Here is a 22259-nt window from a genome sequence, read left to right on the forward strand (position 1 = left end):
CAGCACGGACAGCGCCGAGCAATGGGGTCAGTGTGACGCATCTAACTGCGCCAAATACTGCTGCGCAGCGGTCAATGTCACCTGATTGTTAAACACCATCTGCCAGCGCGAGCCGCCGACCTGACGCCACAACCGCGCTGCACGCACCGCCGCAAGCAGTAGCGTGCGGATGCGCTGTTGATTAGCCGTGTTGCGCAGATGCTGCGAGTCGCCATGAATCAACAGCCGAGGTTTAAGCTGGCTGAGGGTGCGGCTGTATAACTCAGCAAAATGTGTCCAGACCGCTGGATCGCGTAGCTCGAAAGGTGTACAGACAGATGCGGTTGCGCAGATGCCCGTACTCAAAATGTCCAGCAAATCGGGGCGCTTGACCAGCGCACGTTCGAGCTTGAGCACTTGCAGTGCATAGCGGGTGAGTTCGAGATTGCGCTGCGGCTGGCCGGTCAGTTGGCTCACAAGCTGGCGCAGACCGCCCGCGACCGCCCCGGGTTCGCCGAACACGGATTCAACGGTTGCGGCATCAACCTGCAATAAACTATACACAGATGGCTGCATGGCCTGCGGTTCAGCGGCCCCGTGACGGGCAATCTCGATGACACAGTGCAAAGCTTGATAGAGACCGGCCAGCGCCAGCGTGCGCTCCAGATGGGTATGCGACATGAGGATTCTCGAACATTTTCAATAAGAATTGCGCATTTTTGCGCAGTTATTTATCTTTTAACCATGTCACGCAAACTCGTCAGCATCCGAAAGGCCGCCGATTTTCTCGGCGTTGCGGCGCAAACGCTGCGGCGCTATGACTTGGCACGGCTGCGCTCGGCCCAGCTCTACGGCAGCCGCTCGCGCAAGAACCGGAAACTACTGGACGACGTGAAACAGGCGATCGAGGCCCATGCTGATCGCCCATAAGATTGAGCTGCGCCCAACTTCGGAGCAAGCCGTCTATCTCAATCAAGCGTGCGGCGCACGACGTCATTGTTATAACCAACTGCTCAATCATTTCAATCAGCCTGGCGTAAAGTGGTCAAAGGCGGCGGCCTATCAACACTATATGACCGTGCTGCGCATTCAGTTTCCGTGGTATGCGGACGTTTCTAGCCGTGTCACCCGCAATGCCATTGACGATCTGGATGCTGCTTTTAAGCATTTCTTCCGGCGCGTCAAGGCGAAAGCCAAAAAACCGGGTTATCCGCAGTTCAAGAAAAAAGATGTCAACGATTCCTTCGCCCTACGCGAACCGACCAAGTTTGCTGTGACGGGTCGTCAATTGCGCATCGAACGGCTCAAAACGCGAATTGCGATGCGCCAACCGCTGCGCTTCACTGGCCAGACCAAACAGGCGACGATTAGCAAGCAGGCCGGTCGCTTCTACGTGTCAATCTTGGTCGAAACCGAGGACTACAATCCACACGCGCCGGATCAACCCTCAGTCGGCGTGGATTTCGGGATTAAACATCTCGCCACCCTCAGCACCGGTGAATTCATCCCCGCCAATCAACAACTCAAAAAGCATCTCAAACGTTTGAAGCGCCGACAACGTAACCTGTCGCGCAAACAACAAGGCAGCCGACGCCGAGCGAAAGCCAAGCTCCGTGTCGCCCGACTGCATCAGCGGATCAAAAACCAACGTCAAGCGGTTCTCCATGAACTGTCTGACAAACTGACCCGCACCTATCAGGTCATCATGCTCGAAGACCTGAATATCACTGGAATGGTGAAGAACTGCCGACTCGCCCGCGCCATCGCTGATGCTGGCTTGGGTGAATTGCGGCGACAGATCGAATACAAGGCTCACTGGCGCGGCGTGACGGTTATTATCGCGGATCGATGGTTTCCATCGTCCAAGACCTGTCACGCCTGCGGTCAACTCCACGACATGCCGCTGTCACAGCGCACGCTGGTCTGCGACTGTGGGCACGTCATGGATCGCGACCTCAACGCCGCCAAAAACCTTGATCAGTATGGTCGCGACGCGCTCAGGCGAGACCTTAAACGCACGGAAGAGCCAGGTAAGACGGGTTCGCCCGCGCTGGCGTTGACGACGTGAACAGACTTATTCAGCTTCGTGCAAGTTTGAGTAGGTTTTTATGAGCGGTTCTCGATCACGATGGATTCAGTTCAGATCCGCTGATCTTATAGCGCATTCCACGCTTGGCAACCTGTTCGGCGCTGGCGGGTGGGCGGCGCATCAAACGCGCCGGCCGCGCTCGATCACTGCGCCGCCGAGACAGGCGCTGCCCTGATAAAACACAATCGATTGTCCGGGCGTCACGGCGCGTTGTGGTTGCTCAAAACGCACCCGACAGCCGCTGGCATCAAGCGCAAGCAGCTCACAGACTTGTAACGGCTGACGGTGACGCAGACGCGCTAGACAGCGCAACGGCAGCGCGGGCGCATGGCCGCTGATCCAATGGGGCACGAGTGCGTCGAGTTCATTGGATAATAACAGCGGATGTTGGCTATCTTGCACGACGATCAAACGATTGTGTGTCGGATCTTTCGCTGCGACATACCAAGGTGCTTCGCAGCCGTGACTGACCCCACCGATTCCCAAGCCCTGCCGCTGACCGATGGTGTAATACGCCAAACCGCGATGCTCACCGAGTTGCACCCCGTCGGGTGTTTCAATTGGCCCCGGCTCACGCGGTAAATAACGTGCTAAAAATTCACTAAACCGCCGCTCGCCAATAAAACAGATGCCGGTGCTATCTTTTTTGGTGGCATTGGCTAAACCGAGTTGCTGTGCGAGCGCCCGAACGTCTGGTTTCGTGAGATCGGCGAGCGGAAAATGTGCCCGCGCTAATTGCTGCTGATTGAGTAAATGGAGAAAATAAGTTTGATCTTTATTGTCATCAACAGCGCGATGCAAATGATAACAGCCGGATTGATCGCGAATCACTCGCGCATAATGTCCGGTTGCGATGGCTTCCGCACCCAAGCTACGTGCATGATCGAGAAAAGCGGCGAATTTAATCTCTTTATTACAAAGAATATCGGGATTCGGCGTGCGCAAGGCTTGATATTCACGTAAAAAATACGCAAAGACCCGATCCCAATATTCAGCGGCAAAATTAACCGTATGCAGCCGAATTCCCAATCGCTCGGCGACAGCCCGCGCATCGGCTAAATCCGCAGCCGCTGCACAATACGTCTGGGTATCATCTTCCTCCCAATTTTTCATAAACATGGCTTCGACCGCATAGCCCTGCGTGAGCAAGCGGTGCGCGGCTACGGCGGAATCAACCCCACCGGACAGACCGACGATGATCCGCGATAGCGGGGACGAAGCGGACGCCAGATCGCTGACGGCTGACGGCGGGAGGCTGGAAGCTGAAGACATACAATCGGTGTTAATCATGGCTGAATCACTGGTGCAGTCGGGACTCTGGGTTATACTTGAACGTCGCCTCATTGGGTTAGTCACGGCTTCATAACGGTTATAAACAGCCTCAACACGCGGGTGGTGCGCAGCCGTCCCCCGACTACAGGGTGATGATTCATGCAGGAAGGAGCTAAGAAACGACTGGCAGGTGCCGTGGTAGTCATTACCCTAGCCGTAGTCTTCGTGCCGATGCTGTTTGAGGAGCAAGCCTCAGATCCGACCTATGTTTCCGGGCCGTTGTCGGCGGAGTCGAGTGTGCCGAGCACCTTCGATGCGCCCTATCCCGATCAAGGTTTCCTGTCCCCGCCTGGCACGCAAACGCTTACCGAAGCCGAAACGCAGTTGACGCCGTCTGCGCCGCTGCAAAATTTTGCGCCTGTTGATCCCGAAGCAGCAGCGGTCGATGATGGTGATGCGCTGGTGTTCGATCCGCTGCAAGAACCGACTGGGCCATTCGTCGCGGCACCGACGCCGCCGCCGACGGCTCCCACGCCGGCACCACGCCAAGCTGTTTCCGTATCACGTCCGCAACCGACCCCCGCACCGCGTCCAGCACAACCGCCGTCGCGTCCGACGCCGCCCCCTGCACCACCGCCCCGCCGTGAGCCGAGTGTTGCCGCCGCCCCGCCGCCCCCGAAACCACGTTCTGATGCGCCAGCGGTGTGGATTGTACAGGTGGCGAGTTTAAATTCGGCGGACGCGGCGAACAATTTGGCCGCCAAACTTAAACAGTCTGGTTTTACTGCCTTTGTCGAATCCGCTGTGGTCAATGGCCGAACCTATTATCGCGTGCGCGTCGGGCCGAGCAACGAGCGCGATCAAGCTAATCGCCTTGCTGACAAGCTACGCAAGCAGCATAAACTTGACACGCTGATTCAACGCTACAGTCAATAATCACCTTTCATCGTTGTGGATAGTTGCTCATGAACTGGATCGATTACATCATTCTCGGCACGATTGCGCTTTCGGCCCTGGTCGGCATCGCCCGTGGTTTGATTCGTGAAGTGTTATCATTAGGCACTTGGATTGCCGCGCTCGTCATTGCTTGGTTATTTCATCCGTCGCTTGCAGATTTATTAACCTCACAGCTCGCCCATCCGCTGATGCGACAAGCTGCGGCCTTTATTGGCTTAGTGATCGTGACTCTGATTGCCGGTTCGATTCTCGGAGTGATTCTCACGGCGCTGATTGATAAGGTTGGATTAAGCGCCCTCAATCGGCTGCTGGGAATGCTCTTTGGTGGAGCGCGTGGCGTGGTGATGATTGCGATGGCGGTGTATTTAGCGGCATTAACGCCGTTACCGTCGGATCCAGTCTGGACAGGATCGCTCTTGATTGCCGATTTTCAAGCGATTGGTCAATGGCTGATTGAGTTGACGCCGCCGGAAATTGCTGGAAAGCTGAAAGAGATTTAAAGCTATATAAAATTATACCCCCCCCCAAAAATTCCCACCCAATCATGCCGCAATTAAATAACGCTGACCCCATCACTGATCTTGTCCTGCTTCACGGCTGGGGCATGAACTCCGCCGTGTGGAATGGCGTCCCCGCATCCACTTGGAACGGCCTGACGCAACATCGCATCGACCTGCCCGGGCACGGCGATAGTCCCTTTCCCACTGGCCGCGATGATCTCTGGGGCTGGGCAGAAGCCTGTCTCGATGCCGCTCCCGAACGTGCCGTCTGGGTCGGTTGGTCATTGGGCGGACTCCTCGCGCTGGCCGCTGCGCTGCACGCACCCAAGCGTGTCGCTGGCTTGATTCTGCTGACCGCCACCCCGCGCTTTACCCAAGCAACCGACTGGACGCCCGCGATGCCTGCCGCGACCCTGGCGCAGTTTCACGACGCGCTGCTGGCCGATCCGAGCGGTACCCTGAGCCGCTTTCTGGCCCTACAGGTCTCTGGTAGCGAAGCAGCCCGCGATACAGTGCGCCAGCTCAAGCAGGAACTAGCGACACGTCCCGCCCCGCAACCGGCGGCGCTGGCGCTGGGTCTCGATCTGCTACGCGAGGAGGATGTGCGCCCGCAACTGCCCGATATTCGCTGTCCGACGCTCTGGCTGTTTGGGCGCAACGATACGCTGGTGCCGGCGCGGGTCGCCGAGCGCATCGCCGTATTGTTGCCCGAAGCGCAGATCGCCGTGATCGCTGGCGCTGCTCATGCGCCGCATCTCTCGCACCCCACTGAAACGGCGCAGGCCGTTCAAGCCTTTCTGCTCAATCATGTTTGCTGACGCTGTAAACGCCGCTCGCCGCTATGCACCCGATTGATAAAACCTGCGCTCGGCGTAGCTTTGAACGCGCCGCCGCTGAGTATGACCGCGTGGCCGTGCTGCAACGCGAAATGGCGGATCGACTGCTCAGTCGGCTGGATTATATTCGACTCGCGCCCCATCGCATTGTCGATCTCGGCGCGGGCACTGGCTACGCGATTGAGCCGCTCACCCGCCGCTATCCAAAGGCGCAGATGTTGGCGCTCGATTTCGCCCACGCGATGCTGCTGCACGCTCGCCGCCGTGGGCGCTGGTGGCGACGCCCGCTGTGCGTCTGCGCCGATGCCGAAGCGCTGCCGTTAGCCGATCAATCGGTTGATCTGATTGTGTCGAATGCCGCGTTCCAATGGTGCAACGATCTGGAACGCACCTTTGGCGAATGTCGGCGCGTGTTGCGTCCGGGCGGGCTGCTATTGTTCACCACCTTTGGCCCGGGGACGCTTCAGGAACTGCGGGCGGCTTGGAGTCAGGTTGACGCATACACGCATGTCAGCCCATTTCTCGACATGCACGACATCGGCGATGCGCTGGTGCGGGCGCGATTCGCTGATCCGGTGATGGACGCGGATCGGCTGACGCTCACCTATGACAGTGTGGCCGGGTTGATGCGCGATCTCAAAACACTCGGCGCACGCAATGCGACCGCAACTCGCCCGCGCACCCTGAGCGGACGGGCACGCTTGGCAGCGGTCGCGCAGGCCTATGAAATGCAGCGCCGCGACGGGCGCTTACCGGCCAGTTATGAGGTGCTCTATGGTCATGCTTGGGCACCGGAAGTCGATGCGCCAGTCTGTCGCGGTGGCGAGGTGGCAATTCCAGTGAGCGCGATTGGACGACTGCGGCGGGCGCTTGCGCCATGAACGGCCTGTTCATAACCGGCACGGATACCGATTGCGGCAAGACGGCGATCACCCTCGGTCTGATGGCAGCGGTGCAGGCACGCGGCGAGCGGGCACTGGGCATGAAGCCGGTGGCCAGCGGTTGTGCGTTGACCCCAGCCGGCTTGCGCAATGCGGATGCCGAACAGCTTCAGGCGCTGGGGTCGTGTGCTCGGCCCTATGCGCAGATCAACCCCTATGCGTTTCAGCCGCCGATTGCGCCGCATCTGGCAGCCGAACAGGTCGGCGTGCGCATTGAGCTGGCGGCGATTCAAGCGGCCTATGCTGAGTTGATGCCGTTAGCGGATTGGGTGTTTGTCGAGGGCGTCGGCGGCTGGCGCGTTCCATTGGGGCCAGCGTGCGCAGTGCCGGATATTCCGCGTGCGCTCAAGCTGCCGGTGCTGCTGGTGGTCGGGGTCAAGCTCGGCTGTCTCAATCATGCGCTCTTGACTGTCGAGTCGATCCAGGCCAGCGGCTGCACCTTGGTCGGCTGGATCGCCAATCAACTCACGCCCAATCTGCTGGCGCTCACCGGCAATCTGGAGACGCTCCAGCGGCTGATACCCGCGCCCTGCTGGGGCATAGTGCCCTGGTTGCCCGAACCGGAGCCACAGGCCATAGCGCGCTATCTGCATCTCCAACTCGCTCGATCCTGACGCATGCACCAACGCGCCGCAGCGGATTGCGCTATGCTCTCGGATGTTTCGACCCACACTGTATCGAGTCAAAATGGCCGTTCATCGTTCGCATTGGCTATTACTCATTGCCGCATTTGCGCTCAGTCTCACCGCACAATCCGCTCTATCTGCTGACGACCCCATCGCGCAGGTACGCGCCCTAGAGCACGCCAGCCTCTTGGTCAGGGAGCGCGGTCAAGATCGCCTTGCCTATCACGCGGACACGGCACGCATTCCTGCCTCAACCATGAAGCTGCTGACTGCCTATGCTGCGCTCGAAACCTGGGGGCGAGCGCGCCGCTTCCACACCGATATGTTTCAGGAAGCATCCGGCTGGCTCTGGATCAAAGGGGCCGCAGACCCCTATCTCGTTTCCGAAGAACTTGACCGATTGGTCACGGCGCTCAAACAACAGGGCGTGCGTTCGGTGGCCGGCATCGGACTGGATGACAGCGTGTTTGCGCCGGATATTGAGATCGCCGGTCGCTCGACATCGACGAATCCCTATGACGCACCAGTCACGGCCTTAGCCGCCAATTTCAACACCTTGAATCTAATCCGCGACGGCGAGCAAATCCGCACTGCCGAACCGCAAACGCCGCTGACGGCAACCGGCGAGCGCCTCGGGCGCAGTGGTGCTGAGGGGAAACAGCGCATCAATCTGCGTGAGCGTGAGATTGCGCTGCGGTATTTTGGTGAACTGCTGGCCGCCAAGCTGCGTGCGGCAGGCCTGGCCGTCAGCGATGCGCAACGCATCGCGCCCACGCCGCCGACCGCCCGCCGCCTGTTCCGTCACACCAATCGCCGCACGCTGGCCGAAGTCATCGCGCCGATGCTGAAGTATTCCAATAATTTCGTCGCCAATGCGCTGTTTTTGCGGCTTGCCGTGCCGGATTTAGCGAGCACAGAGCGTATCAGCCTCGCCCACGCGCAACAGGCAATGCGCACCTTTGCACAGCAGCGATTGGGCTGGAAAACCTTCATCATTGATGATGGCGCGGGGTTATCGCGCACCAATCGGCTGAGTGCGCGGCAATTGGTCACGCTGTTGGACGCCTTCGCACCCTATCGCGATCTGCTACCGCCGCAAGACGGCGATCCGGCAGTTCGCGCCAAAACCGGCACGCTTCGTAGCATTAGCAGCTATGCGGGTTATGTGCAGCGCGGTGGTGTCTGGGAGCCGTTTGCGTTGTTGATTGAACAGCCAGTATCAGCCGATTTGCGGCAGCGTGTGGCGAGTCAGTTGGCGCGATGAGCGGTGCGAGTTGGTAACTGTTCCATTCCATCAAGTTGCCACTTCAGCATTGAATCTAAATAGCGCGTGCCGCTTCAATTGCAGCATTTAGCGCGAGCAAATTAGTTTATTCCGCAATACTGCGAACCACATCAAGGGCGCTGCCAATTTGCAGACTCATCAAGTGGTCGCAAATAATATTTCAATGTTAGGCCCTGAAGCTTAATATCAGAATTATCGACTAAGCGCACTGGGTCGCATGGATATTCGCCATTGACAAATACCCGCACCCGTTTAGCTGGAAGGATATAATGCGCATCCGGCTGTTGCTGAATTGTCGCCGCTAATTTAGGGGCAAACCAACCACCGCATCGTAAATCGCACTCACGACCCCGCCCAAGCGTAAATCTGGCCTTGTCTAATAAAATTCTGACACCAGAATCAACGACGAGAAGATATGCAACCCGCGCTTGTTCTAATTTTTTGCGCAGTGCATCTAAATCTCTGGTTTGCATAACAACTGTTCCCGATTGCGCTAATGCAGCGGTTTGCGTTGTCTCACGCGACGCTGTTTCGCCTGCTAATCGCGCCGTTGACATAAAGACTAACTTATAGGAATGAATCTGGATTTCATCCCAAAATGTCAGCGTATGGCGGCTAATTTTTTGCGTATTGACAAAGACGCCGTTGGTACTGGCATCATCGACTAAAATATATTGATGGCCGTCAGTTTCAATATGCGCATGATGATTGGAGACGGCGGGATGCTGGAGCACAATATCATTATCAGGCGCACGCCCAATTGTGAGACAATTAGCACCTAGCTCCCATTGCTGTTGCAGTGTTTTTCCTGAATACAATCGCAAAAAAGGCATGGTTCTCAGCGGCTCCGAGTGTTGGGTTTTTCAGTACAGGTCATGCAAAATCAATCTTGCTATATAGCTCACTGTCTAACCTGCAAGGCTATATTTATATTCTGTATAAATGATTGTCCTGAAATCGCTAACTGAATTTTTTTTGATCTAAATAGGGTTTAAAAGCTGAGAGTGAAAACGAATATTCTGATTCGACATCAGGGTAACAGCGCCCTCAACCCCACCACCACTTGATCTAAATTTCAGCCGCCCGCATGTCTGCCGTTAACCATCTGTCCTGATCCAACAGTCGAGAGAGCCGCCATGAATGACATCAGCGCCATTTCCGCCACTCCGTCTAGCCTTGCCGCACAAGCCACCGCTGCCCGTCAGACTGATACCGCCAGCGAAGTCAGTACCGCTGTATTCAAAAAAGCCCTTGATATTCAAGAACAAGGCGCACTACAACTGATTAACAGCGTCACCACTCCATCAGCCAACATAATGAGTGGCAACACCATTAACACTACCGCTTGAGCACGCCTCCAGCGCGGCGCTCACGTCGGAGCGCCGCCCGCCGCCGTCAGCACCTCGCGATACACGGCTAGATTGCCGTCTACCATTGCATCTAGGGAAAACTCCCGCGCCATCAGCGCCCGCCCACCAGCTCCCAATGCCCGACGGTATTCCGGATCGGCAAGCACGACGCTCAATGCCGCCCGCAGTGCCGCCACATCCGCCGGCGGCACTAACAGTCCAGTCTCACCCTCGCGCACCGCTTCGGGAATGCCGCCGACACGACTGGCGACAATCGGCACCCCGGCACTTGCGGCCTGAAGCAGCGAGACGCCCAGCCCTTCCATCAGCGCCGGATGCACCACCAGATCGAGTGCGGGCAACAGCGCGGCGAGATCGTCGCGAAAGCCCGCCAGTTGTACCGCTGCGCCCAGTCCGGCGGCGTCAATCTGCTGTTGCAGCGTCTGCGCCAGCGGCCCCTGACCGAAAAAACGCACCTGAATCTCAGGATGCGCGGTGAGCAACTCCGGCAGTGCCGCGAGCAAAAAACGATGCCCTTTGCGTGGAATCAACTGCGCGATCACGCCGATCAAACACGCCTCCGCTGGCACCTGAAGGCGGGCGCGACGCTCGGCGCGTTCGGCGGCGGTCAGCGGCGCGGAATAGCGATGTTCGACCGCACTGCGCACGACGCGCAATTGCTCCAACGGCAGCCCCTCGGCGATCAGCACCCGCCCGATGCCCTCAGAAATGGCGATGACGCGATCATGCAGCCGATACTTGAGCGCCACCAGCCAGCGCGGTTCGGGATTATCAACGCGGCGCGTATGAATCACCGGCACGCCAGCTAATCGCGCCGCGCATCCGCCCATCACATCCGCCCCGATGCGACTGTGCAGATGCACCAGATCAGGACGCACGGCGCGGATCAGCCGGTACAGTCGCGGAATCAACAGCAGATCGGCATCGCCATGCATCGGCAAGCCGCACACATCGGCACACTCGGCAGCCGCTGCTGCCAGCGCACAGCCACGCGGACAGGCCAGCACATTCTGATGGCCACGCGCCGCCAAGCCGCGCATCAGATGCAGCGCCTGATAGGCGCCGCCGTAAAGATGCCGACCGCCTTCAACATGAAGAATTTTCATTTCACAATCGCAACACCGCATCGGCTTGGTGCAAAATGTCCTCAACGATCAGCGCCTGCATACAGTCAAAGCGTCCGTTGCAGGTCGGATGGCGTTTGCATGGCGAGCAAGGGCGCGGCTGATAGAGCACCCGCGCATTAGCACGGGTTGTTTCCAGATAGGGACAGGTCGCGCCGAACAGCAGCACGCTTGGCGTTTCACAGGCGATGCCCATGTGCGACAGTCCGGTATCGACACCGATTAAGAGCGCGGCGCGGTCAATCAGCGCGGCCGCTTCGGTGAGGCTGGTCTGACCGACCAGATTGATCAAATGCTCATCGGCAGCCGCGACGATGCGTCGCGCTGCGTCGCCATCGCTCGGCCCGCCGAGCAGCACTGGAATCAATCCGAGTTCAGCGCGGAGCCGCTGCGCCAAATGCGCCCAGCGATCTTCAAACCAGTGTTTTTGCGGACGGGTCGTAAACGGACAGAGCACGGCATAGCCGTTCGCTAGGGATTCACGGGCAATCACCAAATCAGCCGCGAGCGCATCGGCGGCGCTGTAATACACGGCCATTTTGAAGTCATCGGCGTTCGGTAGCCCCAGCGTCGCGGCCAAAAAGCGATATTCCGAGCCAATCAACCGCACATCCCCGCCACGCGGCAGGCGGCGCGTCATCAGCCACTGACTGCCCTCGCGTGAGCCTAAGCCGATGCGCTCGCGGGCACCGGACAGCCAAGTAAGCAATCCGCTTTTGAGCAAACCTTGCAGATCGAGCGCCAAATCAAAGTCATAGTGGCGCAGATTGGCGCGGAGTGTGCGCACGCTCGCCCAGAGTTCAGCATAGCGGTGCGCCCGCCACAGCCGCTGCCAGTGACGCAGCGGACAGACGATGACGGTATCCAGATCGGGATGTTGATCGAGCAGCGCGGCGCATTCCGGTTGCACCAGCCAAGCGATGTGCGCCTCGGGCCACTGCTGGCGCAGGGCGGCAATCAGCGGGGAAGCAAAAACGATGTCGCCGATGGCACTCAGCCGAACAATCAGGAGGGATTTTACGACCTGCGCCGAGCGGTCGGCGATCTGCGCCGCAGATGACCGCCGCCCGGTGCGCACGGCGCTCAATTCAACCCGCACATCCCGCCGCCACAGCAGGAGCCAGTCGGACAGGCGGGCGCGGGCGCACAGCCGCTGCCTAAGCTGGCGCTGGTGATGACGGTGCCGCCGGTGGCCAGCCGATGCACAGGCGCATCGGCCGGAGTATCGCCACAGTCGATGCCAGCCCGCGCACACAGCTCGCCCCAGTTGCTGAGGGTCTCGCTCATGCGGTGGCTGACTTCGATCACACGATCATTGGTATCACAACGGTAGTCATAGGTTGGCATATCAGCATTACTCCAGCTAGCTAGTGATCTAGCAATAATCTTGCTCACTTTCTGCATGAATCAAGCAGTTGACGGGCGCGATTATATGGAGAGCGATGCCGAGGCGCAAAGCCTGTGCCCGAGCACTAGCGGTCACGGTAAAGCCACACGCCCGCACACTGGTTTATGCTATGTTGCGCCCCGGCGACGACGGCAGTCGCTGCTGTAATCTCAATATTTTAAGGAGTTCATGCTTGCGCACTGTGGTCTATCCCGGAACCTTCGACCCCATCACGAACGGCCATGTAGATTTGATCCATCGGGCCGCGCAGTTGTTTGAGCGCGTGGTGGTGGCGGTGGCGGCTGACACCGGCAAATCGCCGGTTTTTTCGACTGAAGAACGGGTCGAGCTGGTGCGCGGCAGTGTGACGGCCTGCGCGAATGTCGAGATCCTGCCCTTTGAAGGTTTGCTGGTGAATTTCGCCCGCAACCTCGGGGTGTCGGTCATCATGCGCGGGCTGCGGGCGGTCTCGGATTTTGAGTACGAGTTTCAGCTTGCGGGCATGAATCGGCGCATGGCTCCGGATATCGAGACGCTCTTTCTCACCCCAGCCGAGCAGTATGCGTATATCTCCTCGTCGCTGGTACGTGAGATTGCCCGACTGCGCGGGGATGTCTCAACCTTTGTCTCCCCGACAGTACAGGCTGCATTGCGTGCGCGGTTTGGTTAAGATCGGCACCACACACCCCAACCTGATTGCGAGTCTCACTCACCGCGCCCGTATCCGTACCGACGCGGTGGCTCGCGTAATACTGATGAACCACGAAGGAGAATGCCAATGGCCTTGATGATTACTGATGAGTGCATCAATTGTGATGTGTGCGAGCCGGAGTGCCCGAACGGGGCAATTTCTCAGGGTGATGAGACCTATGTAATCAATCCGTCACTCTGCACTGAGTGTGTTGGGCATTATGAAACGTCGCAATGCGTCGAGGTCTGCCCGGTTGACTGTATCGTCAAGGATCCCAGTCACGAGGAAAGCGAAGACGAGCTTCGTGCCAAATACGCCCGTCTCACCGGCGAAGGCTGAGTGCGGCTGTAGGCGTCGCGCCCGTGCCAGATGAGATGGTGCGGGCCGCGCCGCGCCGATGCTGCGGTCTGGAAGCACTGCTAGGCGTGCTTGTCAACACAAGCCGCCGCCCCGATTCAACAGGCCGCCACCGTTTGCGTGTTTTTTGAAGGTGGCCGGCGTCTGGGTGAGACTGCGGGATGCCTCGATTCCCGACTCACACGGTCGCATCCCCCCCCATTCTCCCTAATTTAGCGGAACTCAAGCCATGCTTGCGGCTGAAACCTCGGTCGAGTACTACCTGATACTCGGACTCGTCATTCTGGCGTTCTGTTCGCTCAACCTGATTGTCCTGACTGTGGCGCGGCGGGTGCTGCCGGAGCGACGGCTGACGGTGGCGCGGCTGAATGCGGCGGACTGTCCATCGGTGTTGGTGCAACTGCCGCTCTTCAATGAGGGCGATTTGATTGAGCGCATTTTGGCGGCAACGCTGGCGCTCGACTGGCCGCGTGAGCGGCTGAGTATTCAGGTGCTCGACGATAGCACCGACGGTTCGTTGGCGGTTAGTCAGCGAGCGGTGGCGGCGCTCAAACAACAGGGCGTGCAGATTGAATTGCTGCATCGGGTGCAGCGCACGGCGTTCAAAGCTGGGGCGCTGGCTGCTGGACTGGAACGCTCGACTGCGCCCTTTGTGGCGATTTTTGATGCTGATTTCATTCCACCTCCCGATTTTTTGCAGCGCACCGTCGGCGCACTGGTCGCGCATCCCGAACTGGCCTATGTCCAGACGCGCTGGGGACATCTGAACCGCGATGACAGTATCTTGACGCGGATTCAGGCGCGGTTACTCGATTCACATTTTGGCGTCGAACAAGAAGCACGCTGGCGGCTGGGTCTGCCGCTGCCGTTTAACGGCACCTGCGGACTGTGGCGACGGGCGGCGATTGACGAAGCCGGCGGCTGGGATGGCGACACGCTCACCGAAGATTTAGATTTAAGCCTGCGCGCGCATTTAGTCGGCTGGCGTTCGGGATTTATGGGCGATCTGCTGGTGCCCGGCGTGCTGCCGACCTCGGCGCGGGCGTGGCGCGTGCAGCAGTTCCGCTGGACGAAAGGCTTTGCCCAGTGCTTTATTAAGCTCACGCCGTTGATTTGGCGCAGTCCACGACTGGCGATCTGGCAAAAACTGATGATGAGTTTCCAAATTGGTCAGCCGCTGGCGTTTGTTGTCGGTGTCGCCTGTTTGATTATGGGCTTGCCGTTTATGGCGGGCGCGGTGGTTGGCGGCAGTGGTCTGAGTTTCGCGGCCTTTACCGCATCGTTTCTCGGCTTTGCAGCGCCGATTGCGTTTTTGGCCACCGCTGGACGTGGTACCGGCTGGCGGCAAGCGGTCGTTGAGATTTTCGGCGCACTCGCCTTAACCAGCGGTCTGCTCTTGTCGAACGCACGCGGCGGCGTTGAAGCCCTGCTTGGTCATCGCACTGAGTTTGTCCGCACCCCCAAAGCCCGCGACCGCAAAACTGCCCGCGCTCCGATCTGGCGCAATGGTGCGGCAGAACTGGCCGTCGGTCTGGCGCTGCTGGGCTTTGCGCTGATTGAGCAACCGGTTGCCGTGCTCTATCTGGCCATGCTGATCGGCGGTTTGGTTGGGTTAGGCGCAATGCAAATGCGCGATAGTCAGGCGGCGTGAGTTAGGAGCTTCCAGCTATCAGCCGCCAGCTTCCAGCAAAGACGGCCGTGCAGGTTAAGCGACGCTATCAGCTAACCGAAAGCGGGTAGCTGATAACTGGAGGCTGGAAGCTGATCGCTAAAAAAAACACGAGAGGGTGTCTCGATGGCAAGTGCAGCGCGATTTGATGGCTATGTGGTAGCCATCGGCGCTTCAGCTGGTGGGCTGGATGCGTTGGAGCGGTTTTTTCAGGGATTGCCCACAGATACCGGCGCGGCCTATGTCGTCGTGCAGCATCTCTCGCCCGATCACAAAAGCATGATGGCGAATCTGCTCGCCCGTCATACGCCGATGCCGGTGGTGACGGTCGAGCACGATATGCGCGTCGAAGTCAATCGCGTGCATTTAATTCCGCCCGCTAGTTTAATGACCGTGAGCGGCGATACGCTGCGCTTGAGTCCAAAAAATCCACGCGGTTTAACCCTGCCGATTGATCTATTTTTTAGTTCATTAGCGAAAGAATTTGGCAATCATGCGATTGGCGTAATTCTCTCCGGTACCGGCTCAGATGGAACACGCGGCGCGGTCGCTATCAATGATGCTGGCGGTTTTTTGGTTGCTCAAGATCCCGAAACGGCAAAATTCGACGGAATGCCGCGCAGTGTCATCGCGACCAGTTTAGTTGATGCCATTCTCCCGCCGGAAGCGATTGGCCCGCGTCTGCTCGATCATATTCATCAGCGCCCCCAGCCAAAAGTGCGCCCGCCGTCAATGGCAATGGAAATTGACCGCGATAGTGCCCATGAAGAAGTCATGCACCTGTTGCAGCATTCGGGCGGCATTGATTTCCGTGAATATAAACCGGCAACTGTGATGCGGCGCATGGAACGGCGGATGCAAGTGCGCCAAACGCCGGATTTGCTGAATTATGTCCGATTATTAAGTGCCGATCGCGGGGAATTAGCAACGCTGCGGCGTGAATTATTGATTCCCGTAACCAGCTTTTTCCGTGACCCGGATGCTTTTGAAGTTTTAGCTGAAACCGCTGTGCGCACCATTGTTAGCGATCATAATGGCAATCAGCCGATTCGCGTTTGGGTGCCCGGCGTGGCCACCGGGGAAGAAGCCTATTCCTTAGCCATTTTATTCGCTGAAGCTTTTGAAAAAGCGCGGCGCTGGCCGAATTTCAAATTATTTGCCACCGATGTTGAGCCGCAAAATATCGAAGTTGCTGGCGCAGGCGTGTTTAGTGAAGCGATTACTGCTGAAATTTCTCCTGAGCGATTAGAGCAATTTTTTATTAAACGCGGCAATCATTTTGTCGTTAAAACTGAAATTCGCCAAAGCATTGTTTTTGCGCGACATAATTTGCTTGACGATCCGCCGTTTACGCGCATGGATTTGGTTTCCTGCCGCAATCTGCTGATTTATTTCCGCCCCGAAGCCCAAGAACGCGCCCTGCGCCGCTTGCAATATGCCCTTGCGCCGGGCGGTTTTCTGTTTCTCGGGCCGAGTGAAACTATTGCGAATTTGCATACCGATTTCACGGCGGTCAGCTCGAAACATAAAATTTATCGCATTCTGCGCCATGTCGCGCTGCCGCTCGATGCGGCCAATCCGCCACGCACGCGCCAGACGACTATCATTCCGACTCCGCCGCGTCCGGGGATGCGCACCCGTGGTGTTGCGACCGATGCCGCCGCCATTGATGCCGCGCAGGGGCTGCTGCTACGCGGCTATGCGCCCACCAGCTTGCTGCTGAATCAGCGCCACGATCTGCTGCATGTGTTCGGCGATGTCGGCCCCTATCTGCGCATCGGTGAGGGCAGTGTCAGCCTCGATCTGTCGAAACTGCTGCCCGGTTCGCTGGTTGCCGTCGCTAAAGCCTTACTGTACAAGGCCGCCCGCGACCGCGTGCCGCTGCGTTCCGACATCATTGGATTGGCGCTGGCCGATGATCGCACCGAGCGCCTGCGTTTGGTGGCACGTCCGGTCGAGCCACCGGGCGGGGAATTGCATCTTTTATTATCATTTGAACCGCTGACCAGTTACACGCCCGATGATGTGCTGCCGCCCGAACCTGGCACGCTGCGCATGATTGAAGGCGAAGCGGTTAAATCCATTGAAACGATCAGTCTTGACCGCGAAACCAGCCAGCGGATTGAAAATCTGGAGCGGGAATTAGCTGCCACCCGCGAGAGTTTGCAAGCGACTATCGAAGAATTAGAAACGGCGAACGAAGAATTACAAGCGACCAATGAAGAACTCATGGCCTCAAATGAAGAATTGCAAAGCTCAAATGAAGAGCTGCAATCGGTCAATGAGGAGCTGTATACCGTTAATGCCGAAAATCAGGAAAAGATCGAAATTCTCAATCGCCTGAATGCCGATCTGGATAGCATGGCGAAAGCAGCGTCGATTGCGACAATCTTTGTCGATTCGCAATTACGCCTCACGCGCTTTACGCCCGAAGCGACGACCCTGTTTAAAATCCGCGACGGTGATCTCGGTCGCCCCATCGACGATTTTACCAATCTGCTGCAATATCCCGATTTTATTACCGATCTGCGTCAAACCATTGCGCGGGGCGAAATGTTTGAGCATGAAATTCGCGCCGTCAATAATCGACAATATTTAGTGCGCGTGCTGCCCTATGCCGTGCGCAATAGTGAACCACGCGGTGCGGTCGCCACCTTTGTTGATGTCACCACATTACGGGATATTGAGCATTTGCAAGCGGTGCTTGATTCACTCCCCGAGCATGTTGCGGTATTAGATAGCAAAGGCTGTATTACGATGGCAAATAATGCCTGGTGTGAATTTGCGCGGACGCATGGTGATCCTGAATTGCGCGAAACTGGCGTCGGTGCGGATTATCTTGCGGCCTGTGAAGATGGCCGTTTAGCGGGTGCGCCTCATGCACGCGAAGCCGTGGCGGGAATTAGACAGGTGATGTCCGGCGAACGCACCGCCTTTTATCTGGAATATGCTGCATCATTAGGCACTGTGCCGCAGTGGTATTTAATGTATGTCGCGCCGATTCGACATGCCCGCGCTGGAGTCGTCGTCAGTCATATCAATATCACTGATTGGATTAAGCGGCGCGATGACTGACCGGCACCCGCCGTCCAAATCGTCTGTTATACCGCCTGAATTAACGCAGGCCACTGCCACGAGCACGTCCACGACCCTCACCCATGATGTCCGCGAACGGGCATTAGCCGCATTACGTGCTCATCGTTTTGATTTAGCTGAGGCGCTTTTGAGCAGTGCTGATCCTGGTCAAGAGGTGCTGATTGAAAATCTACGTATTTATCAAGCTGAATTAGAAATTCAGAATGATGAATTGCTTCAAAGCCAACAGCGCACTCAAGAATCCTTGTCGCGCTTTTCGTCGTTTTTTAATACTTTGCCGATTGCCGAAATCGTGATTGATCGGCAAGGGCTGATTTATGAAGCGAATTTAACTGCACAACGGTTATTTCGTTTGCGCCCGACGCATTTTCATCAGCATTTTTTCGGACGCCTCATTACTGAAGCAGATCGGGCGAATGTCATCAGTGCCTGGGGTAATTTGCGCAGCGACGGAACAGTGATTCTCCCAGAAGTACGTTTTCGTGTCGCCGATGATACCGATTTTATTGCTGATTTACATATTGCCTCGATTCCGAGTCTCGATGCCAGCACCCAGCATTATGTTTGTGCGATTATTGATCGCACTGAAGCAGTACAACAGCGCCAACGGTTACGCGAAACCAGCGAGCGGCTTGATTATCTCGCCCACCATGATGCGCTGACTGGATTAGCGAATCGCGCTTGTTTTCAGGAGCGATTAGAACAATGTCTCCAACGCGCCAAACGCTATCAACGACAATTTGCGCTGCTCTTTCTGGATCTCGACCGTTTTAAAGAAGTCAATGATACCCTCGGGCATCATATCGGCGATGTGCTATTGCGGCAGGTGGCAGCGGTCTTGTCACAACAAATTCGCGATGTCGATACCATTGCACGGCTTGGCGGTGATGAATTTGTCATTATTCTCGAAGATGTGCCCGAACCGCGCTTTATTGCGCACTTTGTCAATCGTTTGCTCGAAGCCTTTAAAGCACCGTTTCAATTAGATGGCCGCGAATTTTTTGTCACGGCGAGTATCGGGATTAGTCTCTATCCCGATGATGGTACCGATTTAGAAACCTTGGTGCGGCGTGCTGATATTGCCATGTATCAAACCAAAAAAAGCGGTCGCAACGGCTTTAATTTCTTCGCACCAACGATGTCTGTTGGCGCAGTAGAACGGCTGCATTTAGAGCATGATTTGCGTTTAGCGATGCAGCGCAATGAATTTATGTTGTATTATCAACCACAAGTTGATCTACACAGCGGTAAATTGATTGGTGTCGAAGCACTCTGCCGCTGGCAGCATCCGCAAATGGGTGTGTTATTGCCGAATTTATTTATTCCGATGGCTGAAGATCTTGGACTAATTGATGAGCTAGGATTGCGGATGGTCGAAATGGGCTGTCGTCAGATGATGGCTTGGGATCAAGCTGGTTTGCAGGTGCCGCGCTTGGCCGTCAATCTCTCTGTGCGTGAATTAGAACGCTCGCAATTACCGCAACAAATTGCTGATATTTTGCAACGGACAGGATTAAATCCGGCGCGTTTAGAATTGGAAGTGACAGAATCTAAGCTAATGCGCCATGCAGATATGGCGATTCAGGCGCTTAATGCTTTGCGGGCGTTGGGAATCACGCTGGCGATTGATGATTTCGGCACCGGGTATTCGTCACTGTCCTATTTGAAACGCTTGCCCTTGCATCGGCTCAAGATCGACCGCTCGTTCATCCGCGATTTAACCCATGATGTCAATGATGATTCGATTGCCCGTGCGATTATTGCGCTCGGTCATAATTTGGGATTTGAGGTGCTGGCTGAAGGGATTGAATCACGCGAGCAGGCCGAATTTCTTTCTGGTGAAGGCTGTTTAGAAGGGCAGGGTTATTTATATAGCCGTCCGATGACAGCGGATGAATTGCAGCTTCATTGGCAGGCGACGCTAGAACCGCACCTTAAGCCGAATGCGCCGCCAAATGCCTAACAGCGTCGCACGCGCCAGCTCCGTCCGCCCCCCGAATTATTTAAGGATCGTCGCGCTGATCGCGAGCGGCGATATACTGCGCGACTTGGTTTCATTCCCGCGAGGTTAATAAAAACCCATGCCCCAATATCGCTCCCGCACCAGCACGCACGGTCGCAACATGGCCGGCGCTCGCGCCCTCTGGCGTGCTACCGGCATGACGGATGCCGATTTTGACAAACCAATTATCGCCGTCGTCAATTCTTTTACTCAGTTTGTTCCCGGTCATGTGCATTTAAAAGACTTGGGTCAACTGGTCGCCCGCGAAATCGAAGCCGCTGGCGGAGTGGCCAAAGAATTTAACACCATCGCTATCGACGATGGGATTGCGATGGGCCATAACGGGATGCTCTATTCGCTGCCCTCACGCGAGATCATTGCCGACTCGGTTGAATACATGGTCAATGCGCACTGTGCCGATGCGCTGGTGTGTATTTCTAACTGCGATAAGATCACGCCCGGAATGCTGATGGCGGCATTGCGCCTGAATATTCCGGCGGTATTTGTCTCCGGCGGGCCGATGGAAGCGGGCAAGGTGCAGCGGGCTGAGGGTGAGGTGCATCTGGATTTGGTCGATGCCATGATCGCGGCGGCCAATCCCAATGAAACGGATGCCACAGTCGCGCAGCTCGAACGCTCGGCCTGCCCGACCTGTGGGTCGTGTTCGGGTATGTTCACGGCTAATTCGATGAATTGCTTAGTGGAAGCACTGGGCTTGGCGCTGCCGGGGAATGGCTCGCTGCTGGCTACTCACGCCAAGCGCCGTGATTTATTTCTGGAAGCGGGGCGGCTGATTGTCGCACTCACGCGCCGTTATTATGAACAGGACGATGTCCGCGTGCTACCGCGCTCGATTGCCAATTTTGCGGCCTTTGAGAACGCGATGAGCTTGGATATTGCGATGGGCGGCTCGACCAATACCGTGCTGCATTTGCTGGCAGCAGCGCGTGAAGCTGAGGTGGATTTCACCATGAGTGACATCGACCGCCTCAGCCGCGTGGTGCCGAATCTGTGCAAGGTCGCGCCCGCAACCCAGAAGTACCACATGGAAGATGTCCACCGCGCTGGCGGGGTGCTTGCCATTCTGGGTGAACTGGAACGCGCTGGTTTGCTCCACACCGATACTTACACCGTTCACAGTCCGACGCTCGGTGACGCGCTGACAGCGTGGGACATCGGGCGCACGCAGGCAAGCGCCGCGCACGAGCGGTTCCGCGCTGCGCCCGGTGGCATCCCGACTCAAGCGGCATTCAGCCAAGCGGCGCTGTGGCCGGAACTGGATTTAGATCGCGCTACTGGCTGCATCCGCGACCGCGAACATGCTTACAGTCAAGACGGTGGACTCGCGGTGCTGTTTGGCAATCTGGCCGAAGATGGCTGCATCGTTAAAACCGCTGGGGTTGATGCGGAAATTCTCTGCTTCAGCGGCCCGGCGCGGATTTTTGAAAGCCAAGAGGACGCGGTAGCGGCGATCCTAACCGACCGTATTCAGCCCGGTGACATCGTGGTCATCCGCTACGAAGGCCCAAAAGGTGGCCCGGGGATGCAGGAAATGCTCTACCCGACCAGCTATCTCAAATCGAAAGGCTTGGGCAAAGTCTGTGCGCTCATCACCGACGGGCGGTTTTCGGGCGGCACTTCGGGCTTGTCCATCGGTCATGTGTCGCCGGAAGCGGCTGAGGGCGGCGTGATCGGCTTGGTGGAAGACGGCGACCGCATTGAAATCGACATTCCCAAGCGTCGCATCCATCTTGCCGTCAGTGACGAACAGCTTGCAGGGCGGCGTCAGGCGATGGCGGCGAACGGGTGGCAGCCAGTCGCACGGCAGCGCGTGGTTTCCAGTGCGCTTAAAGCCTATGCCGCGATGACTACCAGCGCGGCGCATGGCGCGGTGCGTGATATTAGCCAACTGCGCTGAGTGTGCTGATTATCACCTGTGTCATTCATTAAGACCGGATTAACAGGATGTATCAAGATGAACAGGATTAAAATTTAAAATCCTGTCAATCCTGAATAATCTTGTTAATCCTGTCTCAATTCGTCTCGATTCATCTCAATTAACCGCCTCCGATATTCTC

The 22259-nt window shown here is 57.1% G+C and carries 22 protein-coding genes; 16 read left to right on the forward strand and 6 right to left on the reverse strand.

What is annotated here, in order from left to right:
* Positions 1 to 27: 27 nt before the first annotated feature.
* Entirely contained in the window at positions 28 to 660 is a 633-nt protein-coding gene (gene hflD, locus BLW10_RS06410; protein ID WP_091333222.1) for a high frequency lysogenization protein HflD, read from the reverse strand.
* A 63-nt stretch (positions 661 to 723) separates the two neighbouring features.
* On the opposite strand from hflD, the gene BLW10_RS06415 reads away from it, so the two are divergent.
* On the forward strand, positions 724 to 909 hold the full coding sequence (locus BLW10_RS06415) for a hypothetical protein (protein WP_091333224.1): 186 nt from the start codon (positions 724 to 726) through the stop codon (positions 907 to 909).
* The gene (locus BLW10_RS06420; protein ID WP_091333225.1) at positions 893 to 2047 is read left to right on the forward strand and encodes an RNA-guided endonuclease InsQ/TnpB family protein; all 1155 of its coding nucleotides are present in this window, start codon (positions 893 to 895) and stop codon (positions 2045 to 2047) included. Before BLW10_RS06415 ends, BLW10_RS06420 begins: the two co-directional genes overlap by 17 nt.
* A 141-nt stretch (positions 2048 to 2188) precedes the next feature.
* On the opposite strand, the gene mnmA is transcribed toward BLW10_RS06420, so the two are convergent.
* The gene (mnmA, locus tag BLW10_RS06425) at positions 2189 to 3358 is read right to left on the reverse strand and encodes a tRNA 2-thiouridine(34) synthase MnmA (RefSeq protein ID WP_245709146.1); all 1170 of its coding nucleotides are present in this window, start codon (positions 3356 to 3358) and stop codon (positions 2189 to 2191) included.
* A 141-nt stretch (positions 3359 to 3499) separates the two neighbouring features.
* Here mnmA and BLW10_RS14410 point away from each other — a divergent pair, with 141 nt between their 5' ends.
* The 6 genes from BLW10_RS14410 to BLW10_RS06455 all read left to right on the forward strand — a co-directional run bounded on the left by BLW10_RS14410 (position 3500) and on the right by BLW10_RS06455 (position 8464).
* Positions 3500 to 4276: an SPOR domain-containing protein gene (locus tag BLW10_RS14410; RefSeq protein WP_091333227.1), complete on the forward strand. Its 777-nt coding sequence runs from the start codon at positions 3500 to 3502 to the stop codon at positions 4274 to 4276.
* A gap of 29 nt (positions 4277 to 4305) precedes the next feature.
* Positions 4306 to 4797 carry a CvpA family protein gene (locus BLW10_RS06435; RefSeq protein ID WP_091333228.1) on the forward strand — a complete coding sequence of 164 codons (492 nt, stop codon included), beginning with the start codon at positions 4306 to 4308 and terminating at the stop codon, positions 4795 to 4797.
* A gap of 44 nt (positions 4798 to 4841) precedes the next feature.
* On the forward strand, positions 4842 to 5615 hold the full coding sequence (gene bioH / locus BLW10_RS06440) for a pimeloyl-ACP methyl ester esterase BioH (RefSeq protein ID WP_091333230.1): 774 nt from the start codon (positions 4842 to 4844) through the stop codon (positions 5613 to 5615).
* 23 nt (positions 5616 to 5638) lie between these two features.
* On the forward strand, positions 5639 to 6514 hold the full coding sequence (gene bioC / locus BLW10_RS06445) for a malonyl-ACP O-methyltransferase BioC (protein ID WP_091333232.1): 876 nt from the start codon (positions 5639 to 5641) through the stop codon (positions 6512 to 6514).
* Positions 6511 to 7188, forward strand: a complete 678-nt coding sequence (bioD, locus tag BLW10_RS06450) for a dethiobiotin synthase (protein WP_091333233.1) — start codon at positions 6511 to 6513, stop codon at positions 7186 to 7188. The genes bioC and bioD overlap by 4 nt, the downstream gene beginning before the upstream one ends.
* Before the next feature lie 73 nt (positions 7189 to 7261).
* On the forward strand, positions 7262 to 8464 hold the full coding sequence (locus tag BLW10_RS06455; RefSeq protein ID WP_245709148.1) for a D-alanyl-D-alanine carboxypeptidase/D-alanyl-D-alanine-endopeptidase: 1203 nt from the start codon (positions 7262 to 7264) through the stop codon (positions 8462 to 8464).
* 131 nt (positions 8465 to 8595) lie between these two features.
* On the opposite strand, the gene BLW10_RS06460 is transcribed toward BLW10_RS06455, so the two are convergent.
* On the reverse strand, positions 8596 to 9318 hold the full coding sequence (locus tag BLW10_RS06460; protein ID WP_091333236.1) for an FHA domain-containing protein: 723 nt from the start codon (positions 9316 to 9318) through the stop codon (positions 8596 to 8598).
* A 303-nt stretch (positions 9319 to 9621) separates the two neighbouring features.
* On the opposite strand from BLW10_RS06460, the gene BLW10_RS06465 reads away from it, so the two are divergent.
* Positions 9622 to 9834 (forward strand): putative motility protein, encoded by a 213-nt coding sequence (locus BLW10_RS06465; RefSeq protein ID WP_091333238.1) that lies wholly within the window; start codon positions 9622 to 9624, stop codon positions 9832 to 9834.
* A gap of 20 nt (positions 9835 to 9854) precedes the next feature.
* Here BLW10_RS06465 and BLW10_RS06470 read toward each other — a convergent pair whose 3' ends face one another.
* The 3 genes from BLW10_RS06470 to BLW10_RS06480 are packed head-to-tail and all read right to left on the reverse strand — an operon-like array spanning position 9855 to position 12326.
* Positions 9855 to 10961 (reverse strand): glycosyltransferase, encoded by a 1107-nt coding sequence (locus BLW10_RS06470; protein WP_091333239.1) that lies wholly within the window; start codon positions 10959 to 10961, stop codon positions 9855 to 9857.
* A gap of 1 nt (position 10962) precedes the next feature.
* On the reverse strand, positions 10963 to 12024 hold the full coding sequence (locus BLW10_RS06475) for a glycosyltransferase family 9 protein (protein ID WP_091333263.1): 1062 nt from the start codon (positions 12022 to 12024) through the stop codon (positions 10963 to 10965).
* A gap of 38 nt (positions 12025 to 12062) precedes the next feature.
* Complete coding sequence (locus BLW10_RS06480) at positions 12063 to 12326, reverse strand: FmdB family zinc ribbon protein (RefSeq protein ID WP_091333241.1); 264 nt, start codon at positions 12324 to 12326, stop codon at positions 12063 to 12065.
* Positions 12327 to 12381: 55 nt separating this feature from the next.
* Here BLW10_RS06480 and BLW10_RS13965 point away from each other — a divergent pair, with 55 nt between their 5' ends.
* The 7 genes from BLW10_RS13965 to ilvD all read left to right on the forward strand — a co-directional run bounded on the left by BLW10_RS13965 (position 12382) and on the right by ilvD (position 22099).
* A complete protein-coding gene (locus BLW10_RS13965; protein WP_177169006.1) occupies positions 12382 to 12534 on the forward strand; it encodes a hypothetical protein in 153 nt (50 codons plus the stop codon).
* Positions 12535 to 12559: 25 nt separating this feature from the next.
* Entirely contained in the window at positions 12560 to 13036 is a 477-nt protein-coding gene (coaD, locus tag BLW10_RS06485; protein WP_091333264.1) for a pantetheine-phosphate adenylyltransferase, read from the forward strand.
* Between the two features lie 108 nt (positions 13037 to 13144).
* Positions 13145 to 13396, forward strand: coding sequence for a YfhL family 4Fe-4S dicluster ferredoxin (locus BLW10_RS06490; protein ID WP_091333242.1), 252 nt, complete (start codon positions 13145 to 13147; stop codon positions 13394 to 13396).
* 247 nt (positions 13397 to 13643) lie between these two features.
* Complete coding sequence (locus BLW10_RS06495; RefSeq protein WP_091333244.1) at positions 13644 to 15065, forward strand: glycosyltransferase; 1422 nt, start codon at positions 13644 to 13646, stop codon at positions 15063 to 15065.
* Positions 15066 to 15209: 144 nt separating this feature from the next.
* Positions 15210 to 18158 (forward strand): chemotaxis protein CheB, encoded by a 2949-nt coding sequence (locus BLW10_RS06500; protein WP_091333246.1) that lies wholly within the window; start codon positions 15210 to 15212, stop codon positions 18156 to 18158.
* Positions 18151 to 20142 (forward strand): putative bifunctional diguanylate cyclase/phosphodiesterase, encoded by a 1992-nt coding sequence (locus BLW10_RS06505; protein WP_091333247.1) that lies wholly within the window; start codon positions 18151 to 18153, stop codon positions 20140 to 20142. Before BLW10_RS06500 ends, BLW10_RS06505 begins: the two co-directional genes overlap by 8 nt.
* A 118-nt stretch (positions 20143 to 20260) precedes the next feature.
* Complete coding sequence (gene ilvD, locus BLW10_RS06510; RefSeq protein ID WP_091333249.1) at positions 20261 to 22099, forward strand: dihydroxy-acid dehydratase; 1839 nt, start codon at positions 20261 to 20263, stop codon at positions 22097 to 22099.
* Positions 22100 to 22259 lie beyond the last annotated feature (160 nt).

The organism is Allochromatium warmingii, assembly GCF_900107145.1.
GTDB lineage: Bacteria > Pseudomonadota > Gammaproteobacteria > Chromatiales > Chromatiaceae > Thermochromatium > Thermochromatium warmingii.